General features: G+C 26.2%; 20 protein-coding genes and 1 riboswitch. Of the genes, 7 read left to right on the top strand and 13 right to left on the bottom strand.

The features are described 5' to 3' along the window. Window positions 1-365: 365 nt before the first annotated feature. From ACYUCG_RS13030 to ACYUCG_RS13020, 3 genes are all read right to left on the bottom strand, one after another. Window positions 366-1,934, bottom strand: coding sequence for a SpaH/EbpB family LPXTG-anchored major pilin (locus tag ACYUCG_RS13030; RefSeq protein ID WP_460268744.1), 1,569 nt, complete (start codon window positions 1,932-1,934; stop codon window positions 366-368). Between the two features lie 3 nt (window positions 1,935-1,937). After that, the gene (locus tag ACYUCG_RS13025) at window positions 1,938-4,112 is read right to left on the bottom strand and encodes a SpaA isopeptide-forming pilin-related protein (protein ID WP_460268743.1); all 2,175 of its coding nucleotides are present in this window, start codon (window positions 4,110-4,112) and stop codon (window positions 1,938-1,940) included. A 59-nt stretch (window positions 4,113-4,171) separates the two neighbouring features. Continuing rightward, window positions 4,172-4,255, bottom strand: a riboswitch (cyclic di-GMP riboswitch). A gap of 274 nt (window positions 4,256-4,529) precedes the next feature. Further along, on the bottom strand, window positions 4,530-5,090 hold the full coding sequence (locus ACYUCG_RS13020; protein WP_415319643.1) for an RNA 2'-phosphotransferase: 561 nt from the start codon (window positions 5,088-5,090) through the stop codon (window positions 4,530-4,532). Between the two features lie 981 nt (window positions 5,091-6,071). Between ACYUCG_RS13020 and ACYUCG_RS13015 the strand changes: the two genes are divergently transcribed. The 3 genes from ACYUCG_RS13015 to ACYUCG_RS13005 are packed head-to-tail and all read left to right on the top strand — an operon-like array spanning window position 6,072 to window position 7,058. Beyond that, window positions 6,072-6,290, top strand: coding sequence for a DUF3955 domain-containing protein (locus ACYUCG_RS13015; protein ID WP_415319644.1), 219 nt, complete (start codon window positions 6,072-6,074; stop codon window positions 6,288-6,290). 52 nt (window positions 6,291-6,342) lie between these two features. Then, the gene (locus tag ACYUCG_RS13010) at window positions 6,343-6,831 is read left to right on the top strand and encodes a DUF2975 domain-containing protein (RefSeq protein WP_003462894.1); all 489 of its coding nucleotides are present in this window, start codon (window positions 6,343-6,345) and stop codon (window positions 6,829-6,831) included. Window positions 6,832-6,851: 20 nt separating this feature from the next. Next, on the top strand, window positions 6,852-7,058 hold the full coding sequence (locus ACYUCG_RS13005) for a helix-turn-helix domain-containing protein (RefSeq protein ID WP_003462914.1): 207 nt from the start codon (window positions 6,852-6,854) through the stop codon (window positions 7,056-7,058). Between the two features lie 186 nt (window positions 7,059-7,244). Here ACYUCG_RS13005 and ACYUCG_RS13000 read toward each other — a convergent pair whose 3' ends face one another. Then, window positions 7,245-8,801 carry an ABC-F family ATP-binding cassette domain-containing protein gene (locus ACYUCG_RS13000; RefSeq protein WP_460268742.1) on the bottom strand — a complete coding sequence of 519 codons (1,557 nt, stop codon included), beginning with the start codon at window positions 8,799-8,801 and terminating at the stop codon, window positions 7,245-7,247. Window positions 8,802-9,065: 264 nt separating this feature from the next. Beyond that, a complete protein-coding gene (locus tag ACYUCG_RS12995) occupies window positions 9,066-9,191 on the bottom strand; it encodes a hypothetical protein (protein ID WP_460268741.1) in 126 nt (41 codons plus the stop codon). A 388-nt stretch (window positions 9,192-9,579) separates the two neighbouring features. On the opposite strand from ACYUCG_RS12995, the gene ACYUCG_RS12990 reads away from it, so the two are divergent. Further along, the gene (locus tag ACYUCG_RS12990) at window positions 9,580-10,125 is read left to right on the top strand and encodes a 2'-5' RNA ligase family protein (protein WP_139932551.1); all 546 of its coding nucleotides are present in this window, start codon (window positions 9,580-9,582) and stop codon (window positions 10,123-10,125) included. A gap of 108 nt (window positions 10,126-10,233) precedes the next feature. On the opposite strand, the gene rbr is transcribed toward ACYUCG_RS12990, so the two are convergent. The 3 genes from rbr to ACYUCG_RS12975 all read right to left on the bottom strand — a co-directional run bounded on the left by rbr (window position 10,234) and on the right by ACYUCG_RS12975 (window position 14,419). Beyond that, a complete protein-coding gene (rbr, locus tag ACYUCG_RS12985) occupies window positions 10,234-10,821 on the bottom strand; it encodes a rubrerythrin (protein WP_061426114.1) in 588 nt (195 codons plus the stop codon). Between the two features lie 788 nt (window positions 10,822-11,609). Beyond that, window positions 11,610-12,536, bottom strand: coding sequence for a CPBP family intramembrane glutamic endopeptidase (locus ACYUCG_RS12980; RefSeq protein WP_139932549.1), 927 nt, complete (start codon window positions 12,534-12,536; stop codon window positions 11,610-11,612). Window positions 12,537-13,180: 644 nt separating this feature from the next. Then, entirely contained in the window at window positions 13,181-14,419 is a 1,239-nt protein-coding gene (locus ACYUCG_RS12975; protein WP_164787370.1) for a competence/damage-inducible protein A, read from the bottom strand. Window positions 14,420-14,747: 328 nt separating this feature from the next. Here ACYUCG_RS12975 and ACYUCG_RS12970 point away from each other — a divergent pair, with 328 nt between their 5' ends. Then, on the top strand, window positions 14,748-15,641 hold the full coding sequence (locus tag ACYUCG_RS12970; protein ID WP_240297403.1) for a DMT family transporter: 894 nt from the start codon (window positions 14,748-14,750) through the stop codon (window positions 15,639-15,641). Between the two features lie 220 nt (window positions 15,642-15,861). Here the strand turns inward: ACYUCG_RS12970 and ACYUCG_RS12965 are convergent, their stop codons facing one another. From ACYUCG_RS12965 to ACYUCG_RS12955, 3 genes are all read right to left on the bottom strand, one after another. Continuing rightward, window positions 15,862-16,014, bottom strand: a complete 153-nt coding sequence (locus tag ACYUCG_RS12965; protein WP_181159587.1) for a hypothetical protein — start codon at window positions 16,012-16,014, stop codon at window positions 15,862-15,864. 199 nt (window positions 16,015-16,213) lie between these two features. Further along, on the bottom strand, window positions 16,214-17,233 hold the full coding sequence (locus ACYUCG_RS12960) for a YeiH family protein (RefSeq protein WP_240297401.1): 1,020 nt from the start codon (window positions 17,231-17,233) through the stop codon (window positions 16,214-16,216). A 512-nt stretch (window positions 17,234-17,745) separates the two neighbouring features. Further along, window positions 17,746-18,762 carry a TDT family transporter gene (locus tag ACYUCG_RS12955; protein WP_270207202.1) on the bottom strand — a complete coding sequence of 339 codons (1,017 nt, stop codon included), beginning with the start codon at window positions 18,760-18,762 and terminating at the stop codon, window positions 17,746-17,748. Between the two features lie 409 nt (window positions 18,763-19,171). Here ACYUCG_RS12955 and ACYUCG_RS12950 point away from each other — a divergent pair, with 409 nt between their 5' ends. After that, window positions 19,172-20,005 (top strand): CPBP family intramembrane glutamic endopeptidase, encoded by an 834-nt coding sequence (locus tag ACYUCG_RS12950; protein ID WP_283703797.1) that lies wholly within the window; start codon window positions 19,172-19,174, stop codon window positions 20,003-20,005. A gap of 105 nt (window positions 20,006-20,110) precedes the next feature. Here ACYUCG_RS12950 and ACYUCG_RS12945 read toward each other — a convergent pair whose 3' ends face one another. Both ACYUCG_RS12945 and ACYUCG_RS12940 read right to left on the bottom strand, forming a co-directional pair. Beyond that, the gene (locus ACYUCG_RS12945) at window positions 20,111-20,437 is read right to left on the bottom strand and encodes a hypothetical protein (RefSeq protein WP_004459653.1); all 327 of its coding nucleotides are present in this window, start codon (window positions 20,435-20,437) and stop codon (window positions 20,111-20,113) included. Window positions 20,438-20,711: 274 nt separating this feature from the next. Beyond that, window positions 20,712-21,428 (bottom strand): class A sortase, encoded by a 717-nt coding sequence (locus tag ACYUCG_RS12940; RefSeq protein WP_283681659.1) that lies wholly within the window; start codon window positions 21,426-21,428, stop codon window positions 20,712-20,714. Between the two features lie 577 nt (window positions 21,429-22,005). Here ACYUCG_RS12940 and ACYUCG_RS12935 point away from each other — a divergent pair. After that, on the top strand, window positions 22,006-23,360 hold a 1,355-nt coding region (locus ACYUCG_RS12935), incomplete at its 3' end, for a thioester-forming surface-anchored protein (RefSeq protein ID WP_460268740.1).

Raw genomic sequence — 23,360 nt, 5'->3', positions numbered from 1 at the left:
ATATTCCGAGAATTACTAGATTTTAAGTGAAAGTCAAAATTTTAATTTGGAACCTTGAACTTATCCAATGGAACTTTAGTTACATTGGAGTCATTTTAATAATTATTACTTCGAAGATATTACTAAAGCTTCGAAACTTAAGTGAAAGACCAAATTTTTAATTTGGATTCTTGAACTTATGCAATCTAACTTTGTGAGATTGTATTCCTAAGAAATTAACAGTCTCAGCTTTTTAACGTAATATATTCTACGTAATAATTTAAATTCTAAAGCTCATCTAGATATTCTCTTCATACTGTTTGTAAGTTTTGTTATTGTATTTTGATTTATATCTCTGTATTTAATTTTTAAGTCTATTTTTAAGTTTAGTTCTTAGTTTTTCTGCTATTTTCAAATTTAGTGTAGCCAAGTCCTAGTATAGCTAAAACACAAACTATACTTAATAAGATAATAGCTATTTTTATAAATCCTGTGTTTCCTAATCCACCTGTTGATGGAAGAGAAAATCCAGCATGATTTTCTATTTGAACATTAAATAAGATATTTCCATCCTTCTCTGAAATATCATTTATTATTTTTCCTGCTTTATTACTATTAGAAACCTCTATAGTTGCAGCTCCTGTATAATTTCCAGACTTATCTTTATTAGCTGTAATTGTTACTTCTACTGGATTTTTTAATAAGCTATATCCAGATGGAGCTACTTCCTCTTTAATACTGTACTTTCCTTCTTTTAAGCCTATGAACGTTGTAACTCCCTTTGAATCTGTTACCCCATTTCCACTTAAAGAAACCACTTGTCCTTTTTCACCATATGTATATTTAGCTACTGTCTTTCCACTTTCATCTTTTACTGAAAACTCAGCACCTTGTAAAAGCTTAGAATTAAGTTCTGAATCAACCTTTGTAATACCCAATCCCCAAGTATAAGTAGTAACCTTATCAGTTAATTTCTTATAACTATCCTTAACATGTGGGTTATTAGTATAATCTAATTGTATGTTGTTAGTGTTTCCCACATTTTCTTGAGTGCTAAGAACTGCCTCATTATTTAATGTAGCTTGGTAATTTAAAGCTATTCCAGTTTCTGAATAAGCTTTTATATTATCATAATTAAAGTTAATTATAATAATTGTTGACCCATCTTCTTGTTTTTTTACATCTACAGTATAATCTGTATCCTTAGTAAAAACTTTATCTCCTGAAGTTACCTTAAAGCCAGTTTTCTCATCATATGTTAAGCCTTTGCTCATAGTATCAGTAAATTTATACATTATATTTTGTACATTCTTTTGATAAACTGGTATAGAAGCTTTTACTTCGTATTTAATAACATCTCCAATATTCTCAGATGAAGTTTTAACTCTTTGATTCTCTTTAACTATGTTTTTTTCTAATATAGGAGTATTATCCTTTGGATTAATAGTTACATCATAATTCCATGAATCTCCTGAAACTTGAGGAACTGAAACTATTATAGGTGTTGAAGCAACTGCTGCCCCCTCTGAATTACTTGAAGTTTCTGTAACTAGGTAATAACCTAAATCAACATTATTTTTTTGTCCATCTGTAAGTTCTTGTCCAGATATCTTATTATCAAGAACATATTTATGTAAGTTAACAGCAAATTCTTTTACTTCTTCTCCACTTAACTTTGGTATTGCTTCTTGGCTATAAGAACCATACTTAGAATTATTGAAAAAATCTTTAAAATTATTACTTGGTAAGTATTCATATGCATCCCCACTTTGAGTTGCATCTAATAACTTATATGCAGTAAAAACAGCACCTTTTTTTGATATTGTTATGCTTCCCTCAGTAGGAGCATCTTTAGATATTGATGGCGTCGCCGCAAATACAGGTATTGATGTTGTAATAAAAATAAACATAAACACCATTATAAAACTAAACTTTTTTAATATATTGTTTCTCATCTATTAATTCTTCCTTTCTCTTAAAATAAATTCTGTAGTAACTAACAAGCTTAATACACCTGCTAGCAATGTAATTCCAATGAATAAAAACTTAAAAGTTCCACTCCCACCTGTTTCAGGTAATATTATTCTTGGAATATTTTTAACTGAAATATCATATGTATTTGTTTCTGTATTTTTATGTAAAATTATTTTTTCTCCTTCTTTTCCAACTCTATAAAAACTTTCTTCAGAATTTAAAGTTATATAGATATCATCACTTAATTTATATCCATTAGGAGCCTGTACTTCTTTTAATATGTAATTGCCATAAGGTAAATTATTAATTTTAAAAGATGCATTTTTCCCTGAAGGTGTTAATTTTCCAACTCCATTTTGATTTAATTCGTAATTATTTTTTTGAGAACTAAATTTTAAAACTTTTTTTGGATTGCTCTCTTCAAACAATTTAAATTTAGCTCCTAAAATAGGAATTTCTTTTTCATTTATTTTGTTTATAACTAAGTTACAAGTAGTTGGTAGAGGATCATCCTTAGCCACAACCTTAACTATCTTACTTTCATCATTTACAGTAAATTCAATAGGAGTTTGATCAAGTTTATACCCCTTAGGAGCCTTTATTTCTTCTAATTTATAATCTCCATTAGGTAATTCAAACCTTATTGGCCCTTCAGAACTCGATGTAAACGTTTTAATTTCTTGATTGTACACATCCTTAACAGTTTTACCGTCTTTAGTTGTTAGTTTAAAAACTGCTCCTTCAAGTAAATTTGATTCTGCATCGTCTTTAGAAACCTTGATTATTTCCACTAAAGGATTTTTTTTAGTTGAAACTTCATTGGTTGGATTCCCATTTATGTATGCAATGTTTTTAACTTCATCCCCTGGACTTACACCTTTCATACTTGCTTCTATGGTAATATATGCTGGTTTTTTAGCATCTATATTTTCATTACTATTTTTAATAACTAGCTCTTTTGTATTTTCATCAAAATCAATTATAAATTGATCAGTAGCTGTAATTTTAATATCACTTAATCTAGAATCTAATTTATCAAAAATATTTAAAGTATCTTTTAAAAAGTATCCATAAGAATCAAACTTAATTTGATATTTAATTTTTTGATCATTAGGATCATTTTTTACTTTTGTCTTATCAACATATTTATAAACATTTAATGCCCCTGCATCCTTTGATAATTTTGAATAATGTTTTGAAGGCAAATCCTTATCACCATCATAATGTAAGTTAGCATTATTTAAATACCCACTTTCAGTAGAAGTAATTCGCGTCTGATAGCTAATTGAGTAACGTTCATATTTTATATCTCCAAAACTTATTTCTAAATATTTGGTATCAGCTTTAATTCTATTGCCCTCCCAAAAATCTTTTGTAACATCTGTACTTCTTTCATCATAATATCCCATTCTTTTTATGGATATACTATTTACATCTAAAGCCATTCCCTTTGGAATATTATCAATAAAATCAGCATTTCTCAGATAACTTCTTGTATTGGGATTTATACCATCACCTAAATTTATCTCTACATAATATTGTATTGGCTCATTTCTATTGACTATTTCTCCGTAATATTCCTTTCCATGTCCATTATCTGTAGCAGCTGTTGGTAAGTTAGCAGTTTTATACATAAGTGGATATTGACCACCTGAACTAGGATTAGAATATTCTTCTCCTGTTATATAAATAGTCTTTGGTCTACCATTTAAATCAATACTAACTGGGTAGCTTACTCCCTTTCTAATATTACTATTTCCTACAAATCTTATAATCATATATCCCGTTACGGCTTTTTCTACATTTTCATTAAAGGTTAAAGTTACCACTCCATCCTTAACATCAAAGTCTTTAAAATGCTGCTCAGGACATTTAGGTTCTATATCTTTAAATATATCTGGTAAACTAATGATAATTTTATCACCATTTTTAAGCTTATCTTTATTTAAAATTTTATAGTCAATCCGTAAATTATTGCTTATATCTTTAGCCACAGTATTGCTTTCAAAAGTAGCACTTGTAATTTCAACAGCACCATCATTTTGAAGTGATTTTGATTCTTCTCCTAAAGCAATACTTCCAGGTGCGATCATAATCAATATCATAGAAATAATAATTGACCATAAGGTAAATATATTATAATTTTTACTATTTTTCATAAAATAAGCCCTCCTCTCTTAAAAATGGAAAATAAAAAACCGACTATATTTATAATTTTTATAAATATAGTCGGTTGCATCACTAACTCAGTATATCCCAGATGCCCAGATACAGAATATACATCAACGTTTCTATAATATTTTAGTATTTACTAATTATTTCTTAAAACTCATTACTTTTTAATATTCAATTTTCAATTTGTATCTGTATGTTACAGTATTTTAAAAAAATTGTCAAAATACATTTTTTCTAAGCAAATATTGTTTATTAAATTTATCAAGTTTTTATTATTAATACAATAAATTTTAATATAATTTAATATCAACTTATCAATAAAGATTTGTTTTTTTTATGTTTTCGACACGAATCTTTATCATTTTTTCATCTTAATTTTATATTTTAAACTTAAAATAATCTTAAATAATTTTGTCTAAATTTAATTCTTTGATATATTTTACTGGAACATAATTACAAAGCCATACATTATTCTTAGATAAATAAAACTTAATTCCATCCTTAAACATACTTTCTGAATCTACTTCTAAAATAACTAAATCGCCATGTCTTTTTCCAACAATACTTGCAGTTTCTATATCCTTTGATAAATGAACATACTGTCTTTCCTTCTTTATAAGTCCATTTTTCAAAATTGACTCTAAATATTTTCTTCCAGTACCATGATATAAAACCTTTGGTGGCTTAATAGACTCTAAGCCTAGATCTACTTTAATTGAATGACCTTGATTAGCTCTTATTTTGCTCTTATCCTCATTAAAAGAATATCTCCCCTTTGAGTCTTCTCTAACTATTCTTTCTAAATCATCCATGCTAAATCCTTCATAGGACTTATCTATCCCCTCTATTAAATCTAATACTCTTAAATATCCATGCTCATCTAGTTTTAATCCTATTTCTTCTGGCTTATGTCTTAGTATTAAACTTATGTATTTACTTATCTTTGAATCATTATTTTTCATGCCACCAATTCCCTTACTCTCCTATGATATTTCTAACTTATCCTAATAAAGCATAATAAAATTATCTTCAAAAATAAATTTTAGATTATTAATATCATTATCTTCTTAATAAGAGAATTCTATCATAAATAGTACCTTTTTAACCACTTAGACCATGTGAATTTAATCTCTAAAAGCGCTTTGCCGGACTTGTACCAGACTTTTATAAGTCCGTCACATACTTTAAAGCCTTGATATAACTTACTTAGAAGGACTTATGACGGACTTTGACGGACTTTTTTCTATTTCTATGTATACATGTATACTATATATTTTTTTATTTTTTTCCCTATATTCCAGAAAAGGAAAAAGTCCGTCACTTCCGTCAAAACCATTGGTATCACTAGAAAAACTCCGGTTTCAACTCCGTCAAAAATACGTCACAACTCTGTCACTAAAGAATAAAATATTAAAATAATACTATTTTCTATTAAAACTTAAATATTTCACTCTATTTTAATAAATAAAATTAATATAAATTATTCTTTTAACTTTAATATATATTTAATTTATTTTATATACAGTAATTAATATGCTTGTTGAAGTTTAATCATCATAGAGAACAATAGCTATTTTTAAATTTAATAATCTGAACTCATAAATATTAATACTAAATCTATTATTTAATACTCCAATCCCTACTCACTAAATCTTTAAGTGCTTCTACTTTCTCTTTTCCTAGAACCTCTTCTATTTCTCTCTATTTGTTTTTTCAGTTCTATACTCTTTTTACAATAATCTTTCCCCTTATCCGTAAGCTCTATATACTCAATATTCAAATACTGATAGATATATGTGCTTATAACAGACCTACTATTAAATTAAGTATATTATCTCATCATTTTAAAACAACAATAATTTATTGTTTATCAATAAATTATTGTTGTTTTTTAATTGCATGTATGCTATTATAAATTTACAAATTCGAAAGGAGTACTTTATATGAAAAAATACATTTACATTTTACCATTTATTTTAGGAATATTTTGCTTTATTATATCAGGAATCTCTGGTTCAAGTATTGCACCTAATGGAATGCTTATTGAACCATTTTTCTTTTTAATTCCTATTGGATATGTATGCTTCTTCATAGGAATAATCATGTTTCTTACTAAAGTTTTATTTATCTTATATAAAAGATTAAAAAAATCCAATTTTTAAGCTTTTTAATTATTTATTTTTTTGATAATATTTAATTCATGGAGGTAACAAAATGAAAGAACATTTAACTGCAAAGATTTTAAACGTAATTTTAATATTAGGTATAATATTAACATTCTTTGCTCTTTTAGGAACGCCATTAATTGCTACTGCTTTTTTCAAAAGTGCATTTGGAATTTTAAATCATTCATTAATTTTTAAAGTATCTTTTTGTATTTATTTATGTGCAATACCTTATATAATAGCCTTATTTAAATTAAATAAACTTTGCAAGTTAGTAATTAAAAATAAGTCCTTTTCAAACGAAAGTATTACATGTTTAAAAACAATAGCCATATGTGTTTTTAGTGAAATGTTAATCTTTATATTTGCTTCACTATTTTTAAAATTCAACACAAATATTTTCAATGACTTTACTATGATTCCTATAATGATTCTAATTTCAATAATTTGTATACCATTAACGCTTCTATGTTTAGTATTTGCAGAATTGTTTTACAATGCTAAAGAAATTAAAGATGAAAATGACCAAACAATTTAATTGATGAGGAGATTTTTACCATGGCAATAATAATAAATTTAGATGTAGTGATGGCTAAAAATAAAATATCTTTACAAGATTTGTCTAAAAAAGTTAACATAACTAATTCTAATCTTTCTATATTAAAAAACGGAAAAGCCAAAGCTATACGATTTTCTACTTTAGAAGCACTTTGTAAGGAATTAAATTGTCAACCAGGAGATATCTTAGAATATAAAGATACATAACAATACTACTTTTGATATTACACTTATAAAGAATTATTAATATTTAAGTTATATTAATACTTTTAATATTAATACCGCATAATATAATTAAGGTTATATTAAAGTAAGCTACAATAAACAAATAATTTTAAATAAAATAAAAAGCTATGGCTTTTAAACCATAGCTTTAATTTATTTAATTATTTATTATACAATCTTAGTTGTCCATTCTTCGCAATTCCACACATCTGTTACTACATCTCTATAGAATTCAGGTTCATGGCAAACTAAAAGTATGCTTCCTTTATATTCTTTTAATGCTCTCTTTAATTCATCTTTAGCTTCAACATCTAAGTGGTTTGTTGGCTCGTCTAGGATAAGTATGTTTGTTTCTTTGTTTATTAGTTTACAAAGTCTTACCTTAGCTTGTTCTCCCCCACTTAATACTGCTACTGAGCTTTCTATGTGCTTAGTTGTTAATCCACATTTAGCTAAGGCACTTCTTACCTCATATTGAGTGTATCCAGGGAACTCTTGCCACACTTCTTCTATACATGAATTATAGTTTGCTTCTTTTATTTCTTGCTCGAAGTATCCTATGCTTTGGTAATCTCCTGTTTCAACCTCTCCACTTATTGGTTTTATTAATCCCATTAAGCTTTTTAGAAGTGTTGATTTTCCAAGTCCGTTAGCTCCAACTAAGGCTATTTTTTGCCCTCTTTCCATTCTTATGTTAAGTGGTTTACTTAATGGCTCATCATATCCTATAACTAAATCTCTTGCTTCAAAGATTAATTTACCTGAAGTTCTTCCTTGCTTAAAGTTAAACTCTGGTTTTGGTTTCTCAGCAGCAAGCTCAATTCTATCCATTTTATCTAATTTCTTTTGTCTAGCTCTTGCCATACCTGTTGTAGCAACCCTAGCCTTATTTCTAGCAACGAAGTCTTCAAGTTTAGCTATTTCAGCCTGTTGCCTTTCATAAGCAGCCTCTAATTGCTTCTTGTTAGCTTCATACACTCTCATAAAATTATCATAATCACCAGTGTATCTAGTTAATGCTCTATTTTCAACATGGTATATTACATTTACTACACTATTTAAGAATGGAATATCATGTGATATTAAGATAAATGCATTCTCATATCCTATTAAATAGTTCTTAAGCCAAGCTATATGTTCCTCATCAAGATAGTTTGTAGGCTCATCTAGAAGTAATATATCTGGTGTTTCTAATAAAAGTTTAGCTAATAAAACCTTAGTTCTTTGTCCTCCACTTAAATCAGTAACATCTTTATCTAATCCTACATCTCTAAGACCTAATCCAGCTGCAACCTCTTCAACCTTTGCATCTATCATATAAAATCCATTATGATCTAACATATCTTGAATTGTAGCTGTTCTTTCTAAGGCTTTAGTCATCTCATCCTCTGACATTTCACCCATTCTCTCATAAAGACCATTCATTTCAATTTCCATATCAAAAAGATACTGGAATGCTTCTCTTAAAACTTCTCTTATAGTTTTGCCCTTCTCAAGATGAGCGTGCTGATCCATGTAACCAACTCTAACCTTGTTACTCCATTGAACATCTCCCTCATCTGGCATAAGTTTACCTGTAATTATGTTCATGAAAGTTGATTTACCTTCTCCATTTGCTCCTATAAGTCCAACGTGCTCCCCCTTTAAAAGTCTGAAAGACACATCTTCAAATATAGCTCTATCTCCAAAGCCATGATTTATATTTTTAACTATTAAAATACTCATTTAACTTCTATCTCTCCTTATTTAAAAATCTCTATAAAAATAATCTCATAAAATATATGAACTCAAAATACTATCCCTTAATAAAAAAAATCTATTTTCTAAACTAAACCTCATATTATGTAAAATACTAAATATTTTAAGCTGGAATTTTTATTTACACTCACTTTATCCATATAAAGAAAATAATTTGATTAACTATAAAAAATAACTTCTTTATACAGAACTTATATCTATGCAAATAGATTCCAACCAAATAATAAATTATTAAAGAAACATTTGACTACCAACAAATAAAATTAAAGCTAAAAAGCAAATTTCAACTATATTATATAGAACTGACATCTTAGATGACTTTTTCTTGTTTAATCTACTTACTCTGCTTTCTACCATTTCCCTATTCCACCTTTCAAAAGTTTTAAATTAAAATATATTAATTAAAAATAAAATTTCTCTAATACACATTATATATAGTATATTATCTAACTTTAGTTTTTCAAATATATTTTTCTTCCTCCCAATAAAATTTATCTCTTTTTTACTCTCAATTTACTAAAACTTTTTAGATTCATTATAAATTCCCTCAATAAACTAATATATACATCTTTTTAAAATTTGTTCTAAAAAATTAATATTACTTTTTAACAAAATCAACTATTCTCTTAAGATTGTATATCATATTGTAATAAATTCAATTTGTAGTACTACTAAGTTTCTATATGATATAATAAATTAAATACTTGGTATAAATTGTACAAATTAGTAAGAAAGGGGTTTGTTTATGCTATATTATTTAGTGGCACTGTTTGATAAGGTTTCCTATGCAATAATAAAACCATTGCAAGAATCTATTTCAAATGAATATAAACTTTATAAAAATCTCCCTATGCTTCATATTACCTTAGCTGTAATTGAAGATCCTGATATGGATAAATTAAATGAAGTAGTAAAAAATACATTAAAATCATATAAAAAATTTGAAGTTCATTTAAATGGGTTAATTAAATTTGGAGACCCTTATAGATCTGTAAATTTAAAAGTAGATGAAGAAAGCGGAATAATCAAGAAACTTTCCATAGAGCTTTATGAGAATTTATTAAAAGAAGGATTTAAATTGACTTCTAACCCAGATACATGGCAACTTCATGTATCATTAGCTAACCCATATTTTGCACAGAGAGTATGGGGAGAGGATGAGTTTGAGTCAGCTTATACAAAACTTCAAGATTATAATTTTGATAGGGAACTTTTAATTGATGAAATTCAATTTTGGAGACCAATAAATGATGAAAATAAAATGGTTGTGTTTAGTTATCCATTACCTTAAAATAAAAAAATCAGAGAGAATTTCTTCTCTCTGAAATGAGTTTAGTTTATTAAATTCACATTCAATCCATAAAAATGGTACGAGTTAAGCGTAAATAAAATCTATATTTTAATAAGTTTCTTTGAAAACTTCAAAGTAAGCTTGTGGATGTAAGCATGCAGGACATTTTAATGGAGCTTCTGCACCTTCCCAAATAAATCCGCAGTTTCCACATTTCCAAAGTACTACTTCATCTTTCTTGAATACTTTTCCTTCTTCAATGTTTTTAGCTAATTTAGTAAATCTATTATAGTGAGCAGTTTCTGCTTTAGCTATCATTCTGAAAGCAGCAGCTACTTCTGGGAATCCTTCTTCATCAGCTACATCAGCAAATGATGGATAAAGATTACTTAATTCATCATGTTCTCCTTCAGCAGCAAATTTTAAGTTAGTTAATGTATCTGTAGGTAATTCTACTGGATAAGCAGCATTTATTTCTACAGCTTCTCCTTGAAGATCATCTTTTAAGAATTTATAAAATCTCTTAGCATGTTCTTTTTCATTTTCAGCAGTTTCTAAAAATATATTTGATATTTCAACATAACCTTCTTTTCTAGCTGTACTTGAAAAATAAGTATATCTTGTTCTTGCTTGGCATTCACCAGCGAATGATTTCATTAAATTTTCAGCTGTTTTAGTTCCTTTTAAACTTTTCATAATAAAAAACCTCCTACAAATCACTTATTTGAAAAAACACAATTAAAATTATTTTTCCAAATAAATAATTTTTAAGTCATATTAATTAATAATTGTTATTCCTTATATAATTTATAATATCACTTTCAGGTAAAATTTCAAGTATTTTTTGAACATTTTGTTAATAAAACTATTTTATCATTTAAACATTCATATTGTTTCTAAATTCATATATTATTATTCAAATATATAAGAAAATAATAACTATATTTTATTTTTATATTTCCTTAAAATTACATACTATAGCGACCTTTTTAATATGAGTATATAATTTAATCCATAAAGTTAATTTATAATATAAATACTTTTAAATTTATAAGGAGGTTTTTATTATGAAGGTTAAAATACATCCAAATACATTAGATAAAGTTAAAGATATGCTTGATAACAGTGATAAAGATGCCCTTAGAATAAAAGCTTGTTCCTCTGGCTGAGCAGGCTTAAATATTGAAGTTGTTCTGGATGAACAGCGTGAAAATGATGATGTGGTTGTTGATAATGGTATTAAAATAGTTGCCGACAAGAAGGTTTCTCATTTCTTTACAGATGCAACTTTAGAATATAAAAATACTATTCTAGGGAAAAAATTTAAAATATATTAATTGGTATATTTTTTTAATTATCAGTCAATAATATTAATAGCTTAATACACTCTTAAGTTAACCACACAATTTAATAGAAAAAGGAACTGTTCTCCCAAACAGTTCCTTTTTTACTTCTAAATTATTATAAATTTCAGTGTTTGCTTATTAACCTTTCATTATAAAAAATGTATATATAACAAATACTATTACACTTAATATAAATGGTATGTTTATTACTCTCTCTTCTTTGTAAGAAACTCTTGTTGCAACATCTAACTCATCTAAAGTTATATCGAAGTTTCTCTTTTCCATTTTTCTTATTAGATAACTAATTAAAAATGCAGCTACTATTGCAGCAATTAAATAATAGAAGAACATTCCTATTTTCAAATTCATTGAAATATTTTTTATAGAATCCATTGAATGTACTAAATCCTCTGTAGTTATTCCTTGACTGACTACTCTTTGAAGAATTAAATTCCATGAATTAATTAAAAAATGGATTAACATTGATAAAAATATACTTCCTGTAGCTCTTACTACATAAGCTAAAATTACTCCCATAGCTGTAGCATATAAAAATTGATGTGCATTTAAATGAAGAATACCAAACATTATTCCTGTCATTATTGCTGCTACATGTTTACTTTTAAATTCAAATCCTGATAAAGCAATACCTCTTATAGTTATTTCTTCTGTTATGGCAGGTGTTACCCCTACAACTAAAATCATTAACCATAATGGGAATGATCTCATTTGATCTAAAACTAATGCTACATCATTTGTATAAAAGAAACTTGATGTATATGAAAAGAATGTCATTATTGGAAGCGCTAAAGCTGCTATTAATATAGAAAAGAACACATCTTTTCCCTTTGGCTTTTTAAGACTAAAAACCTTTTTATAATTACTCTTAGTTACAATTATATATATTATTGCTGGTACTATGAAAAATATTATGTGTATTACCATTAAAACCAATGGTGGCGCTAATCCTATTTTGTATAGAACCGGAGTTACAAACATTGGCCCTATTATAGATAAAACTAATACTATAAGAAAATATAAACTTACTTTAAATATAGGCTTCATCTTATTTCTCCCTCCTAAAAAAAATTAATTTAAAAATCATATAGATATAATTTTAATACTTTAAATCATATTTAATCATTTTAAAATATAACATATTTATCAATTAGCTTATAGTACTAATTAATTACTTTTTTTATTTTACTCACCTTTTATTATATTAATTTTAAAACATATAAATTCTATAAATATCTTAATAAGCTATTTTTATCATATTTAAGTTTAAACAACTTAATTTTTTCCTAAATCTTTTTTTCTAAAAATAAATCTAAAAAATATTTTATTTTAACTGTATAAAAAAATTAATACTGTTAATAATATTTACTGAGGCAATAAGCTTCAATCTTATAATAGCCTCTCCCCCATTTTATTTATACTGACAGTTTCGTTAAAATACGGACTAACGAAACTGTCTCCCCCTTAAAACCCTTATAATGTAATAAATTTTCTTCATGTTTTTCTAGTAGAGAGTATTCATATACTCTCTCAATTTTTAAGTAAGACATATATTTTAAAGCTAAGCTTTTTTAAAATAATTTATTAGATATTCTAAGCACATATGAATTACCCATTAAGTTTACTTAATGGGTAATTTTTTATTTCTTTTCTATACATAAAGTAAAAATATTTTTAAAGCTTAATTTTCTTTAATCAATTTTTTCAAGTTCTCTTCTTAACCAATCTAAAACATTCATCATAGTTCTAGTTCTAACTTTTTGTCTATCAGCTTTAAAATTAAATTTTTTAACCTTTGTAATTCCATCTATACATAATCCAGCATAAACAAGACCTACTGGCTTTTCTTCTGTTCCACCACCTGGACCTGCTATACCTGTTGTAGATATTCCTATTCTTGTTCCTGCATTTTTAGCAATACCTTTTGCCATCTCTCTAGCACATTCTTCACTAACTGCACCAAAATCCTCTAAAGTTTCTTTTTTTACTCCAAGTCTCTTCATTTTTGCTTCATTGGAGTAAGTTACGGCACCTTCCATAAACACTTCTGATATTCCTGGATAGTTTATTAATGTGCTTGCAACCATGCCACCAGTACAAGATTCAGCTGTTGATACTGTCATTTTTTTATCAACTAATAACTTTCCAACCACTTCTTCTAAAGTTACTTCCCCTTCACCATAAATATTATCTCCAAGTCTTTTTCTAATCTCTTTTTCCATAGGAGCAATAAGTTTTTCTGCCTCTTCTTTATTTTTTCCCTTAGCAGTAATTCTTAAAATAACATCTATATTTTTTGCATAAGGAGCAACGGTTGGATTTTCATTATCTAAAAGATCACATACTAAATCCTCCATCTTACTTTCTCCAATGCCAAAAACTCTTAAAATTTTAGATACTAAAACACTATCAGTAAACTTACTTAAATATGGTACTACATGATTTGTGAACATTGGCTCCATTTCTCTTGGTGGCCCTGGTAGAAGTATTATTCTCTTATTATTTTCTCCTTCTAAAATAGCTCCTGGTGCTGTTCCATTAGGGTTTGGAAGTATTATGGCCTCCCTTGGAAAATAACATTGTTTTTTATTGTTCTCTGTCATTTCAAGGTTATTCTTCTTAAAATAATCCTCCAAATCACAAAGAAGCTCTTCTCTTAAGCACATTTCCATATTGAAATACTTTGCTGCAAGCTCCTTACTTAAATCATCTTTAGTAGGTCCTAACCCACCTGTAGTAATAATTGTATCGCAATTTTTAAAAGCATTGTCAAAAGCCTCTAAAATCCTTTCAGAATTATCTCCAACTACTGATTGATGATAAACTCCAATTCCTAAGTTAGCTAACTCCTTAGCTAAAAATTGGGCATTGGTATTTACTATATCGCCTAAAAGTATTTCTGTTCCTATTGCCATTATTTCAGCTTTCAAAAAAATCACCTTCTCAAACTTAATTTATAATTTTATTTCTATAAAATTATTTATTATCCTCTAACAAATAATTTTACTCTACTTTCTTCTCTATGTCCTAGTTTTTATTTATATTCTTCCTATTATTCATAATTATTATATAAATATTTTTACAATTAAATTTGACCTCTTATTTTCTTAGCTCTATAATAGTCTTTGTTTATTTATAATAATACTTTTAATTTTTATATAGAATATTAATAGTATTTTAATAAACAATGAAATGAATACTGACTAAAAATAAATTGTATTTGAAGATCTATATAAAAATAAATTAAGGAGGGAAAAAATGAATTCAAAATTTAAAGGAATTATTTTTATGATACTTGCCTCAACAGCCTTTGCTACTATGAATTTACTTAGTAAGCTAGCTGTAGGAGTTAACTCATATCAAAAAACTTTTTTGACAAATGTTGTAGCAACTTTAATAGTTTGCTTTATAATAGCATCTAAAAAAGGTTCTTTTTTTGGAAAAAAAGAAAGTAGAAAATATTTGCTAGTTAGAGGGGTTGTAGGTACTCTGTCCATACTAACAAACTATTATGCCCTAGATAAAATGTTTTTATCTGATGCAACAATACTAACTAAATTAGCACCATTCTTTACAATAATCTTTTCTTATTTATTAATTAGCGAAAAAATTACTAAAAAACAATTTACACTTTTAATAGTAGCATTTGCAGGAAGCTTATTTGTAATAAAACCTCAATTTAGTACGGCTATAATTCCATCTCTTATTGGCGTAGCTTCTGCTGCCTTTGCAGGAATAGCATACACAATGATAAGAGTACTTGGTGATAAAGAAGACTTCTGGACAATAATCTTATCCTTTACAGGTATAGCTACTATTGTTATGTTACCTTCAATGTTTATGAACACAGAAAATTTAACACTAATAAATATACTTCTACTTGTTAGTGCAGGAATAGCTTTCACATTAGGACAAGTTGCCTTAACTATAGCTTACAAAAATGCTCCAGCATCTGAAATATCAATGTATGATTACATTGGGCTTATTATAGCAGCTATATACGGCTTTATGTTCTTTAGAGAAGTTCCTGATTTCTTATCCTTTACAGGATATATAATAATAGTTGGCTCTTCAATTTTAAATATTTTAGGAAATAAAAAGCCTTCTATAGAAGAAGTAAATGAAGATAACTCTTTAGTTTCTACAGATTAAAACTATTATTTAAAACAAAGAAAAAAGCTGTGATAACTTCACAGCCTTTTTCTTTTTGTCGAAAATTAAAAATTATTATTTTATAATGAAATCAATTAATTATAAATTTTTATCTTATAAAAATCAATGTTATAAAACCTAAAAATTTAGTATTCTAATCTATTGAAGTATTTAACCCTTCTCAAATCAAATTTATTCACAAACATACTTACTAATGTAACTAATTAGCTTTGCTTTTACTATTAAAAAGCTTCAATACAATTATGGCTAAAAGCCCAAGGTATATAACTAACCCCTCCATTGCTCCAAAGCCTATAGCATAACCTAGTTTAGCACATTGATCATATCCAAAACTTAATACCTCTCCTATCATTTTATTCCTCCTAATAAACTCTTCATTTAAGATATATGAATTTTTAAGGTATAAAATGATGCTTTAATTTATCATATAAGCTTTCAATGCATTTTAGAAAAAATATTTAACTAATAAAACATCATAATGAAAGTATATAAAAATTAAAAAGTTGAATAAAATACTATTTAAATATTTTATCCAACTTTCTTGACGATTTTTATTTTATAAATATATTAATCAATGATATAGCAAATATAATTTGGCAGACTCCTACAAGGCCTCCATAAAGCATAGCCTTTGGCCCTTCCTTTACTAAATCTCCAATTTTTACTCTCATTCCTATACCAGCTAAAGCTATGATTTCAAAATTAGAACTAATCCATTTAAATGTTCTTCCAAGTATTCCTGGAATAATTCCAATAGAATTTAAAATACATATAATGAAAAATCCTATTATAAACCATGGAATACGAACCTTATGTGTTGGTTTGTGATGATGAGCTATTTCTTCTTTATTTTCTTCATTAACCTCTATCTTAGCAAAAACTAAAACTACAACAACTAAGAATATTATTCTTATAATCTTAAATACTGTAGCTAGCTCTACAACTGGGTCACCAATAAATTTAGCAGAACCAATAACTTGTCCTACAGACTGTAATATTCCTCCCATTAATGCAGAGCTCTGCAAAACATCATTATTATATAAAATAGATGTTATTAATGGTAAAAGTATCATTAATATTGTACCTGTTACATTTACTATTGTTATGGCAATTACTTTATCTGAATCCTTAGCCTTTATTACTGGAGAAACTGATCCTATTGCTGATGAACCACACACAGCATTTCCTGCTGACATGAGTAATGAATACTTTTCTCCAAAGCCTAACTTTCTTCCTATAAAGTAAGTTGTGCATATTGTTAATGTCATTAAAATAGCTATATAAAACACTCCGTTAAATCCTAGAGCCATTATATCAATAATATTTAAAGATGCTCCCATTAAAACAATTGAATAGTTTAAAAGATCTTTTTCTGAAAATTTAGTACCTTCATCATACTTATCACTTTTAAAAAGTGTATTTCCTAAAAATATTCCTATAAATATTGCAAAGGTAGCTGCTCCTATAGTAGGAAAGCTTTTTCCTAAAACTTCAGCAATAATGCCTATTATTAAGCATATAAAAAGTCCAGGTAATATGGACTTAGATTTTTTTAATATTTTATTCTTCATATGTTTCCTTTCTTGTTCTCATATTAAATAAACTCCAAAGTTTCATCTTTAGTTGCATTACGAAATTATTATACATACCTCGATATATAAATAAAAATACTAAAAAATTATATAAATAATAAGTTTTTAGTTATATAAAAAAGAAAGTGGAATGACTATTAAATCATTCCACTTACCTTTTAGATTTTCCAAAAAATAGAAAATACAGCATGACACATTATTTTTGGAGCATCTTATAAAAAGATTATGAGTAGAGGCTAAATTTGTTTATTTTATCATTTTATAAAGTCGGTGGGAGTTTGACTTACTATTAAAGAATTACCCATAATCTTTATTATAAAATACTGTAAAGTGATTGAGATTTTTATTATGTTGTTTAACTAAAAGCTTATCTTATAACAATAATAGATATAAGAGTTTGTATCTCTAGAAGTTTAAGCCCCATTCTAGAAATTTTCGACTAAAATTCAACTGTGAATCAAGTCTTAAGTTTATATGTAAACTCTATTCAATTATTTTGAATAAAGAGTTCCACCTATTAATTCTTCTTCTTCCTCTACATATTCTCCAAGTTTTGGACTTATAGCTTTGAAGAACATATTTAAGAAGTTAAGTAGCATAAAGAATATTACATATGTTGCTATAAATATTTCAACATCACCTAAGAATTTAAATAAGTTAGCCATTTTAGCATATCCTAAACCAGTAAAATAAGTTGATAACTTAAATGCTGATAAAGTAGCAATTGCTAATGGGAATGTAAATGCTGCGTATGATGGTTTAAAACCTTCTTTAAATAGTTTTAAAATGTATCCATAAACAACAACAAGTAATATTAATCCTGTTATTATTAACCAAGCTAACATGTATGGGTTAGGGTTTGGTTCTATAGTTAATATACCAACTACTCCAAGTGGAGCTGGTGAACAAATTATACCTACTGTTGGTAATTTGTGATCATCTAATATTTCACTTTTAAATACTATATATAAAACTAGTGGTAGAAGAATTGTATAGAATATAAATCCAAACATAAGCATAAAATGTGCTATTTGAGGAATTTGAGGAATTACTCCATCCATACCTTTACTTGCTACACTACCTGTTATCATACCTGTATAAACTATGAAACAAGTTGGCATTATGTTTTCAAACTTTCTTTCTTTTATTCTGATTATTGTATAGAAAATAACTATTCCATAATGATATATTACAGCTGCTATCCAAAGCCAACTACATACTACTGGAAAGTAAGGATAAAAGAATCCTGATACTAACCAAACAACCATACCCATTGTAGGATAAAATGTTCCTGTTACTGGGTTTTTAAGTTCATCATACATAACCTTTGGAAATCTTATAAGCCTTAAAATCATTAAAGATAGCATACAAACTGCTAAAAATATTGCTATTGGTTTAAAATAATTTATTCCTTTTAAATTCCATGAATTACTCAATGTTATAAATGCCAAGCAAGTTCCACTAATTCCTATTGGCATGTTTTGAAGCTTATCTAAATATTTTTTCATCTATCTAATCACCACTTCCTACTCACTTGATGATTTTATTATATACCATTTCTCTTATAAGTAAAAATACTTATTTTATATAAATATTATAAGTATTTAATTATATATAGAATTACAATTAAGCTTTCTTCATAGAGTAAAATCTATTACATATTAAATTACAAGAATTCTTTTTTTATTGCTATTATTAAATGATTAATTAACTTTTAGTCTCATTAAATAAATACCAAAAAATATTTATAAAGCCATAAATATTTAAATGCTTTACTCCAGTATCAAAGTATACATAGTGTGTTTTTTCTGATACAATATTAATAATTATTTCATATTTTTTACTTTTTATAAATATTTTACTTTAAGATACTAATATTTATAATTAAAATATTTTAAACTAAAAGGAGGAAAATAAATGAAAAAATTCTTTAAAACATTAGGATTCGTAATAGGCTTGCCCCTACTTTATTTTTTTATATCAAATTTGGTTTCAGGTATCTATATAGGAGTTTATTTTGTCATAAATAAAGTAGGTCCAGATTCATTTAATATAATGGAAGTTATCACGCCTGTTATGTATCATTTATCCTTAATCTCCGATTTAATAATGCTTATTGTATTATTTTTAATATACTTAGGCGCAAAAGAAAAACTATTTAAAAGTTGTAGATTTAATAAAGTTAAAGGAAACACATTAATCTATATAGTAATTTTTTCTATTGGATTAACAATGCTTATATTATTCTTAATGGGATTTTTCGGTAGTCTGTTCCCTAGTATATTTGAAAGTTACTCACTTGTAGGAAATGCTATAAGTGCTACTCATAATTCAATACTGGCACTTGTAATAGTTATAGTTTTAATACCAATATTTGAAGAAATTTTCTTTAGAGGAGTTATTTTTGGTTTTTTAAGAGATAATTATAAATTCCCAATAGCCTTAATAGTACAAGCATTAATTTTTGCTATAGCTCATGGTAATTTAGTTCAAGGTGTTTATGCATTTATATTAGGATTATTCTTAGGTGCGTTTTTTTACTATACAAATTCCTTATATGCATCAATAATATCTCATATAACTTATAATTTATTTGGTATTTTAATACTTCCATTAATAACTTCCTCACTAAAAGATTTCTCACCAATAATAACAAATATAGTTTTCCTAATAATCTCTATTATCTTATTATTAATAGGAGGATTAAAGCTTATTAAATTATTTAAAAATAAATCATCTTTATATTACTAAGCTAAAGATAGATTAAAGTATACAATTTAATTTCAGGATATTATTAATATCTAAACAAAAATAAGATTAAGATACTATCTTAATCTTATTTTTATTTCTATAAAACTATACTAAACTTATTGGTTTACTACATAGTTCTTCCTTAAGTTCTTTTAAATTTATAATTACATCAAATATTTTTTCTTTTTCATTATCCATAAAATCTAAGAATTCATTCTTTAATTCATAAACTAAACTTTTATTTAATTCTTTCTTTGTATTGTTATACTTGGATAAATCAAACTTTAAATCATCCTCAAAAAACTCTTTTACTAACCCATCTTCTATTTTGACCAATCTTATATTTAAAACAGAATCTTTTTCTTCAAAATAAATATTATCAAAATTATCTATCTTCAAGAAAACATTCTCATCATAAATATATTTACTCATATTAATTCTCCCCTTCTTTTGCTTAAAGCTGAATATATTTTTACTAATATATAAATTAGCAAAGCTATAATGCAATTCTCTTAATTTATAATCAACTTATATACCCTCTATTAAAATTTTACCAAAAATCAATTATTTTGTTAATAATTTAACATATAAATATTCTAATATATAAAATTTAAATAATCTATGGATTAATATTTTAAAAATTCAAAAAAAGTAAGTATTTAATTAAAATACTTACTTTTCTTCAATAACCTATACTAATTTTAAATTAGTATGTTTTCGAATCAATATTAAATGCATTCTTCATATCCTTTGTAGATTTATTTAATGGAGTAATTGATATTAGATCCCCTTGAACCACTATTCTAGTAATACCTTCACTTTCCCCACAGGTTACAAGAGTAACAATATTTTTACCTGGAATTTCATCTAATAAATACACTGAATCTGGTGATACCTTTTGATTTGATATAACATCATAAACATAAATATTTTCTAAGTCAGTTAAATAAATTTTCTCACCTACTTTAACCTTTTCTAATGGAGTAAATAAAAGTTCTGGATTTTTTGTATGGTGACTTGCTAATGAATAATTACCTTTTCCCATAACTTGATCCTTAGACATAGTTCCTGCACCATAAATCAAGGCTTCATTAGACAATCCTTTAAAAATTGGTAAATTTATACCTACACTTGGAATTGCTATTCCCCCTATAGCTGGCAATTCTTTATTTTTGTACTGTTCCATAAATACTGATTTAGAATCAATTTCTTTTACATTATCAAAGTCAAAAGAAGCAGGCATTTCCTTATTTTTTTTAACATCATTTATTTCTAAATTTTCTACAGAATACTTTCTGCTGTTTCTTTTTATAAAATAATCTTTAATTGGATCATTTAATATTAGAATTATACCTATTATAGCCATAGTCACTAATAAAATATTAATTAAGTATCTTCTAGTTTTTGATTCTTTAATCTTCAAATTTATCTCCCTCCATATAAAATTTTAAAAATTAAAATATACTCTTAAACCACTTCAAATAACCAACTATCTCCATAACAATTTCTATTTATTAGCATTATAATACCACTGATTTTTTTCTTAATAAAACAATATGATTTTTAAGCTTATTATTAAATTCAAGAGAATTATATTTAACAATACAAGTATAAACGATATTCCTTAATATTTTTTATGTTTATGTAAATAATGTTATCAAATTTAAATAATTAATTAATAATTTTTACAAATTATCATGTTAAAATTTCCTTTTCTATGTTAATATATAATTAAAAATATATAAATTTTATAAACAGATAACGATAACATTTAATTATTTATTAAAATCCTAAGTAGCTTTTTTTATTTATTAATTTTTATTCGTTATTTTTTTATTAATTTTATATTTCACTTATATAAAATTAATTACAAAAGTTGGACAAGTACTTGGCTATAAATTTTTAAAATTATATTTTTATATCTTTTAAAAATAGCATTAAATTTAATGCTATTTAGCTACTTATTTAAATAATAGATTTTTTATTATATTAAAAAGGATGTGATTATTATCAAATCAAAATTAAGAAAAATAATTTCATGTATTGTAATGCTTACATTTATTTTTATGAATTTTGGATCTCACTTTGTTTTTGCATCTGAAAATCCTAAAATATTAATTAAATTTAGTAATACTGAATCTAATACTATGACGGAATTAAAAGGTGCAAGTTTTAAAATTGTAAAAGGTACTGACACATCTGGTCCACCAGTAGAGGGATTAAGTTGGGTGTCAGATGGAAAGATTAAAGAGTTTAAACTTGAAGCTGGTACATATACCTTAGTGCAAGTTTCTGTGCCTAATGGATATATAAAGGCAGATCCTATTACTTTTACGGTTTCACCTACAGGGGGACTTCAAACAAGCACAAAATATAAAGCATACACTCTACTTGATCAATATCCTAAAGAAGATGATTTTAGAGACGCTATTTATATTGAAGATATGGATAATAATGATACTAGCTCTGTTGTTTATTGTTTTAATGTTACAAAGGCTACTCCTCCATTTAAAGGTTCAGTTATAAAACTTTTATATAATGAACAATTTGGTAGTCCTAAACTTTTTACAGAAAAAGCTATTAAGCCTAGGGTTAAAGGTGATGAATTAAAAAATTCAGTTTTAAGAGTTATATATAACGGGTATCCTAGTAACGCATTGGGCATTAAAGAAAAATACCAATTAACAGAAGGACAGTTTAGAAAGATTACTCAAAGAGCTGTTTGGAACTTTACAGATAGTAATTTAAGTTTAGACAAATTATCTCAAAAAGAAATTGATGCTTTAAATGAATTAATAAATGCAAAGAATGCTATTCCCGATAATTTAGTCTTAAATTTATATCTTCCAGATAATACTTATTATCAAAATTTACTTGGAACAAAATTTGTTACACCAAACCTTATTAAGTTGGAAAATGAAAAACTTCCTAATACCATACCTGAAGTTAAAGAAGGTACTTTAAAAACTACTGTAACTGCTGATGGTATAAATGGTTCTTCTGAAAAAGAAGCTTTAGTAAACTTTGAAAATTCTAAAGATGGCGTAGATGTTAAAGACACTATAGAGTATAAAGATCTAGTAGCTAATGAAAAATATAATCTTACTGGTAAACTAATACACGTAAAAGCTGATGGTTCATTAGAAGAAGTTGCTACTAAGACTACAGAAGTAACAGCCGGTGAAAACGGAAGTGGTACTTGGGAATTAGACTTTGGTAATCAAAAACTTCTAGTTGGTGAAAAATATGTTGTATTTGAAAATGCTGAATCTGTTGAAAATCTAATTGATACAGATAAAGATTACAACCTAGATACAAAGCAAGTTGTTAAACATGAAGATAAAAATGATAAAGC

The sequence above is a fragment of the Clostridium sp. CTA-17 genome, assembly GCF_054767895.1.
This window is presented reverse-complemented; position numbering and strand designations above follow the sequence as displayed.